Genomic DNA, 7,259 nt, shown 5'->3' on the forward strand with positions numbered 1-7,259 from the left:
CTTACTCATCCATAATGTCGGATAAATTCACCTCAACTTCATCTATATATGCTTGCCATTTATCTATGGCCCAAATCTCTATAGTAGAGTTGTTGCCTATAATCATGGCTTCAGAATCAATTCCTGAATAATCTTTTAAGTTCTTATTTAACAAAATTCTTCCCTGCTTATCAAGGCTTGTTTTAACTGTTGATGAGAAAAATAGCCTCTTTATAGCACGACTCTTCTTATTTGAAGTGCCTATTTCTTCAAGTCTTTGTGATTTCTTGATAAATTCTTCTTCTGGTAGGAGGATAAGAGATGACTCTGGGCCCTTTGTAATATAAAACGTCCCCTCCAAGTCCTCTCTAAATTCACTTGGCATCATTATTCTGTTTTTTGAATCTAGCTTATGAATAAATTCCCCTAAAAACATTTCATACCACCTTCTACCACATCAAACCACTTCATAATCATTTTATACTATGGGGGCTAAATTTGCAAATAAAAAAGACCTGCCAGGTCTTTGGAATTCTTGTAGGATATATGTTTTACCTCTTATCCTTGCCTTTAATTCCGCAAGGTCTTTTATAATAGCTATTGTTATGAATAATTCACTAGCTGACAGGTCAATTATTTTATTTGAAATTGATTATTCTCTCTTTTTTCTCTTTATCTTCCTTGACTTTGAAGTAAGGAGCTTGGTTTTTCTTGGAGGCTACTACAAAAATCACAAGTCCTATTATTAAATAAGCAATAGAAACTAGTTGAGCTGTCTTAAATCCTCCAATGTATAGAGAATCTGTCCTCATACCCTCTACAAAAAACCTCAAAACCCCATAGGCCATAAGGTAGATCGCTGTTTGCTTACCCTTGGCAGGATTCTTCTTCCTATACTTGTAAAGGAAGATAAAAATCAAGACATCTCCAATTGATTCATAGAGGAAGGTCGGATGAACCTTGACCCCATCAATTATTATTCCCCACGGTAGATCTGTAGGACCTCCATGGGCCTCACTATTGGCGAAGTTTCCCCACCTTCCTATTCCTTGAGCAAGGGCTAGGGATGGGACAATTATATCGGTTAGGTCAATAAGTGGGATTTGCTTAAATCTTTGATAGATTATTAGAGCAATTAGTCCAAACAAGATCCCACCATGGATGGCCAAGCCTCCTGCCCTAAAGTTTAGGATTTGGGATGGGTTGGCACTATAGTAATCCCACTCAAATAGGATATACCAAAACCTTGCACCTATTATTCCAACAGGAATGATGACAAAGAGGATGTCGTAAACTAGATCCTCATCAAAGCCCCTTCTTACAAATTCTTTTTTTGCAAATTGAGCTGCAATGAAAATCCCAGTTATAATTATTATGGCATACCAATAGATGTCTATGCCAAAAATGCTAAAGGCAACTGGATTTATATTAAATTCCATCTTTATTCCTCGCCTTGATCATCCCAGTTTGTATATACTTCTTGGACATCATCATTGTCTTCTAAGCTATCGATTAGTTTGGTTAATTTTGCTTCTTGGTCGCTATCTTCTACCTTGATTAGGTTATTGGCAAGGTATGAGAGGTCAGCACTTTCAATCTTATAGCCCATTTCCTTTAATTTATCGTTGGCACCATTGAAGCTTTCGACATCTGTTATAGCTTCGAAGTATTCTCCCACTACCTTAACATCTTCTGCACCTGCATCAAGAGCATCCATCATGAAGTCATCGAAGTCCTTGTCAGCTTTATCTACAACTATGTCTCCCTTTCTCTCAAACATAAACATTACTGACCCATCTGTTCCAAGGTTTCCACCATTTTTATCAAAGGCGTGTCTTACATCTGGGGCAGTCCTATTCTTGTTATCTGTCAAGCAATCAACTATAACAGCTACCCCACCTGGGCCATAGCCTTCGTAGATTACTCTTTCGAAGTTTGAATCATCATCTCCACCTTCAGCTTTTTTGATAGCCCTGTCGATATTATCATTAGGCATATTGTCAGCCTTGGCTTTTTCGATGGCTGTTTTTAAAGCTGGGTTGTAGTCTGGGTTGCTACCACCCTCCCTAGCTGCAACTGTTATATTTCTAGCGTGCTTGGTAAAGACCTTACCCTTTCTAGCATCTTCGCTTCCTTTTTTGTTCTTGATTTTACTCCATTTATTATGTCCTGACATTTTATCCTCCTAAGATTCAAATAACATTGTTTTTTCTAATATATTTATACTTATATTTGCGCTGGTTAGCTCGATAAGATCAGACTTAAATTTGTCAAAGTGAGCTGGCTTTACATAGAGCCTTTCTTTAACTTCATCTGTATAATCTTTGTCAATTATCGTATAGCCTTCATTGTTTAGGTAGTTTTCGATCTGACCAAGTACACTATAAGAATGAATTAATTCTACTTCAAAATATTGGCACTTACAAACTACATTGTTAGCTAGGGTATCACTTACTCCCCTACTATAGGCCCTGACAAGTCCTCCCTTACCCAAGAGCTTACCACCAAAATATCTAGTCACAACGACAATTATATTCTTTACCTTTTCTTTTTCCAATACTGATAGCATGGGTAGGCCCGCACTGCCTTGAGGTTCTCCATCATCACTATATCTTTTTACCTCTGGGACCTCGTTTATAATATAAGCATAGCAGTTATGGGTCGCATCCTTATAAATCTCCCTCATCTCCTCAAGGAAAGTAAGGGCCTCTGCTTCACTTTCTACATGCCTGGCTGTCGTTATAAATTTTGATTTGTTCTCCTCAAAGTGGGAAGTCTTTTCCCCCTCGATTGTCCTATAATCATCTGACATAATTTCCATATTTGGTATAGTCCTCTTTGCTAATTTTAAGCTTCAAATTGGTTCCTTCACTATCATAATCCACTTCCAGAATATCATAGTTAGACATTATATAATCTGTAACAGATCCTTTGGAAAAAGGAATATGCATAGTTACAAGCTCATAGTCAGCTTTAATCATATCGACTATCTTTTCCTTAAGTCGGATGAGGTCTTCTTCTTCTTTAGCTGATATAAAAATCCTATCCGCCTCTCTCTTATAGAGGTTTATGGCAAGGTCATCTTCTACCATATCAATTTTATTGAAGACATAGAGAATCTTCTTATCACCAATGTCAATATCTGCAAGCGACTTTTCTATAGTCTTTAACTGTTGGTCAATATTTGTAGCAGAATTTATTACAATAAGAAGCATATCAGAAAACCTAACTTCATCCAAGGTCGTAAGGAAACTATCATTTAATTCTTCCGACAAATTATCTATAAAACCTACGGTATCAGTTAAGGTTAGCTTGGTATTTGAAAAATCAAGCCTCCTGGTTGAAGTATCTAGGGTTGCAAACAAGAGGTCATCAGAATAAACATACTTATCCTCACCAAATAAGGAAATCATTCCATTTAATATGGTCGACTTACCTGCATTGGTATAACCTACTAGTGATAGGTTGTGGATACCCTTACGAGATAGCCTATTAATTCGCTTAGTCTTATCTATTGACTTGATAGACTTTTCTAGCGATTTTATATCCCTTACTATGGCACGCCTATCAGTCTCAAGCATGGTTTCACCAGGTCCCCTAGTTCCTATACCACCTGCCTGCCTAGATAGGTAAGAAAACCACTTATTAATCCTAGGTAACTGGTACTTTAGTTGGGCAAGCTTAATCTTTAGTCTTGCTTCCTTGGTATTAGCCCTCATGGCAAATATATCTAAAATTAGTGTAGTCCAGTCTACAACATGGAGCTTCATCTCTTCTTCAAGATTATAGAGCTGACTTGCAGATAGTTCTACATCAAAGATTACCGTATCTACATCGTTTTTCTTTGCCAAGTCCTCGATTTCTTTAACCTTGCCCGACCCAATATAATATTTTGGATTGACCTTACTTATAACCTGGCTTACATAGGCAATGCTTTCTCCACCTGCAGTTTTGATAAGATTTTCTAGCTCATAAATCTTATTGTCTAAGTCGTCTTCCTTATTAACAGCATTAACTTGTATAACTCTTTGCATAAACTTCCTTTCTAACTTAGATTATACGATTATTTCATTAATTATAAAAGATATATGCCAGGAGCATTTTTAAATCTACTAATAATTTTTTTCATATAAAAGTTTTTATCTATGGAAGTATTCTCCTAAAAATGATAAAATAAAAGTAATTAATAAAAATATGGAGGCATTATGACTAAAAAAATTGCTTCTATTGTCGGCAAAATATTTCTTATAGTAATCCTATTTGTATTTGCCATAGGCTTTATATTTGCAGGGATGACTGCAGGAGCTATCCTCGAAGTCATGAAGACAACCCCTGAGATAGATGCAAATAGTATTAAGTATGAAATGAGTCAAAACTCGACAATAGTAGATGAAGAAGGAAATGAAGTAGACTCCATCGCTACAAGCGAATATAGAGAAATAGTCGATTACAATCAAATACCTGATAATCTAAAAAACGCTTTTGTAGCTGTTGAAGATGAGAGATTTTATAAACACAAGGGTATAGATCCTGTTTCTATAGTTGGATCTATTTTAGAAAATATTAAGGCAGGCTCAATTGTAAGAGGTGGATCTACAATAACCCAACAATTAGCAAGAAACACCTATCTTTCAAACGACCAAACTTATGAAAGAAAGATAAAGGAAATATATCTAGCTTTAGAGATAGAAAAATACCTTAGCAAGGATGAAATCCTGGGCGCCTACTTAAATAGGGTCTTTATGGGACAAAACTCCTACGGTGTCCAAGCCGCATCCAAGACTTACTTTAACAAGGATGTCTCTGAATTAAACCTCTCTCAAGCTGCAGCTCTAGCAGGTATTGTCCAATCACCATCTGAAAATTCTCTCTATAAGGCTATTAAGTCAACTGAGGTAACAGACCAAAGAGTCCTAGGTGAATTTTATATAGATGGCATCAAGTATAGTGCAGTATATAACGAAGCTCCTTTAGAAAGGCAAGGCTATGTCCTAGATAAGATGCTTGAAAACGGCTATATATCACAAGATGAATATAACGAAGCTAAGTCCTTTGATATAGCAAGTTCAGTCGAGCCAGCCCAAAGAAAAAACCTGGACCTTGCATCATACTTTAACACCCTCCTAGAAAAACAAGTTGTCCAAAAGCTTATGGAAGTACAAAATATTTCTGAAAATCAAGCCTGGGATAAACTTTATTATGGAGGACTAAAGATTACAACTAGTCTGGATACAGACCTTCAAGCAAAACTCGAAGGAATCTATGCTAACTTCTCCGAATACCTAATCGGTAATAGCGAAGGCCTTGGCTATGCCCCACTCTTGGACCTAGCCTATGATGATTGGGGCAATATTATCAAGCCATCTGATGGTAGACTCTTGTACTTTAAGAAGGGCAATATTCTAAATGATAACAACGACCTCTACCTCACTGCAAATGAGGCTTGGCTAGATGAAAACTCTAATTTGGTAATGAATACTTCAAAAGTTTACCTTGACCAAACAAGGTTGATATTTAGAGACTTCTATAGCCTAGATGAAAAAAATTCTAACTTGAGAACCCACAAGACCGGAAGAATCGAATTTGAATCAAACGATACAATATATCAAACAGATGATGGCAATATCGTAATAGCTGCCAAATACTTGGAAGAAAATCCCAACTTCCTAACCCAATATGATGATGGATCCTTTAGCATAAGCAAGGATTTTTATGATATTGACCTAGAGGGGGTTATCCAACCTCAATCATCTACAGTAATAATTGACCACAAGACTGGAAGAATCAAAGCACTCATGGGTGGACGTGACCAAGAAGGTATAAATATCTTGGATAGGGCATCTGCAGTTCCTAGACAACCAGGATCTGCCATCAAACCAATAGCAACTTATACAGCTGCCCTTGATAATGGCTTTAACCTAGCTAGCGGACTAGACGATGTTCCATTTGAATTAAATGAAGACAACCAACCTTGGCCTGTTAATGTTTACGACTACTTCATGGGAGTAGTTCCTCTAAGGGATGCCCTAAAGATGTCAATAAATACCATAGCAGTATCTACCCTAGATAAGATCGGCATAGATACTTCCATGGAATACCTAAAGAGGTTTGGAATCATCAAAGAAGATGGAGACAAGGACTTCTTTGTTACAGAAGCTGAAAATAGCGAAACAAATGACGAAAACCTAGCTGCCCTAGGAGTAGGTGCTATGAGTAATGGTCTTACAGTCCTAGATATGACTGCTGCCTATGGGGCCTTGGCCAATGATGGAAAATATATAGAACCCCTTACCTTCTCAAAAATTACAGACTATCAGGGAAATGTCGTATTTGAAGAAAGCAACAAAGTAACTAACGAGGTAACATCACCAGAGACTGCCTACCAAATAACCTCTGCCCTACAAAGTGCTGGAGAGTACTACGAAAATATCTACTTAAATGGTACATCCTATGCGACTAAAACTGGTACAACAGATAATTACACAGACTTCTGGTGTGTAGGTTATACTCCTTATTACACTGTAGGAATTTGGATGGGTGCTGATAACCAAAACTTATCCCTAAACGGAACTTCTATAGATAGGGCTGCCTATATGTGGAATCAAATAAATAACGAAATCCTTGATGGCTACGAAGTAGCAAGCTTCGAAGAGCCAGAAGGCATCAGGCATATGATGGTAGATACAATGAGTGGTAAACTCCCTACAGATGCATCATATGGAGATTCTAGAGGTACAGTTAAGGAAGAAATCTTTGGACCTAACAACTACCCTACAGAAGAAGATGATGTCCACAAATGGGTTTACCTAGATTCAAGAAATGGACTCTTGGCTACAAACCTCACTCCTGAAAATCGTACAATATCTGCATCAGTTATGGAACTTAAAAATGAATATGATCCTAACAAATTTAATGGTATCTATCCACAAGACTGGAAATATAGAATGCCAAAGGCTTACTCTCCTCTAGCAGAAGACGTTAAAGAAGAGGATGAAGACGATAAGGACAAAAAAGATAAGGATAAGAAGGATAAGAAGGATAAGGATTCTGATGAGGAAGACAAGGAGGAAAGTAATCCTAATGAGTCTTCCCCAATAGATAGCGAAACAAGTACTAATTCAGAAACAAATACAGACCAAGAAGAAAATAATAACTATAATAATTAATTTAGGCTACCGGAAAGTATCAGGTAGCAGACTGTAGACAAAGTAGATGAAAAACATAACTTCATCTACTTTTTCTATGCGATAAACGTTTAAATTAAGCCGTTTGTGGGTATA

The 7,259-nt window shown here is 37.0% G+C and carries 6 protein-coding genes; 1 reads left to right on the top strand and 5 read right to left on the bottom strand.

The window, feature by feature from the left end; translation table 11 throughout:
• Position 1: 1 nt before the first annotated feature.
• From mraZ to hflX, 5 genes are all read right to left on the bottom strand, one after another.
• Positions 2-415, bottom strand: a complete 414-nt coding sequence (gene mraZ / locus MUN42_RS05010) for a division/cell wall cluster transcriptional repressor MraZ (RefSeq protein WP_243343363.1) — start codon at positions 413-415, stop codon at positions 2-4.
• 202 nt (positions 416-617) lie between these two features.
• Positions 618-1,418, bottom strand: a complete 801-nt coding sequence (gene lgt, locus MUN42_RS05015; RefSeq protein WP_243343364.1) for a prolipoprotein diacylglyceryl transferase — start codon at positions 1,416-1,418, stop codon at positions 618-620.
• Between the two features lie 2 nt (positions 1,419-1,420).
• Positions 1,421-2,155 carry a YebC/PmpR family DNA-binding transcriptional regulator gene (locus tag MUN42_RS05020; RefSeq protein ID WP_243343365.1) on the bottom strand — a complete coding sequence of 245 codons (735 nt, stop codon included), beginning with the start codon at positions 2,153-2,155 and terminating at the stop codon, positions 1,421-1,423.
• Positions 2,156-2,164: 9 nt separating this feature from the next.
• Positions 2,165-2,800, bottom strand: a complete 636-nt coding sequence (locus tag MUN42_RS05025; protein WP_243343366.1) for a YigZ family protein — start codon at positions 2,798-2,800, stop codon at positions 2,165-2,167.
• Positions 2,781-4,013 (bottom strand): GTPase HflX, encoded by a 1,233-nt coding sequence (gene hflX, locus MUN42_RS05030; protein ID WP_243343367.1) that lies wholly within the window; start codon positions 4,011-4,013, stop codon positions 2,781-2,783. Before hflX ends, MUN42_RS05025 begins: the two co-directional genes overlap by 20 nt.
• Before the next feature lie 171 nt (positions 4,014-4,184).
• On the opposite strand from hflX, the gene MUN42_RS05035 reads away from it, so the two are divergent.
• On the top strand, positions 4,185-7,145 hold the full coding sequence (locus MUN42_RS05035) for a transglycosylase domain-containing protein (protein WP_243343369.1): 2,961 nt from the start codon (positions 4,185-4,187) through the stop codon (positions 7,143-7,145).
• The last annotated feature ends 114 nt before the right edge of the window (positions 7,146-7,259 follow it).

Source organism: Anaerococcus sp. AGMB09787 (assembly GCF_022808955.1).
Taxonomy (GTDB): domain Bacteria; phylum Bacillota; class Clostridia; order Tissierellales; family Peptoniphilaceae; genus Anaerococcus.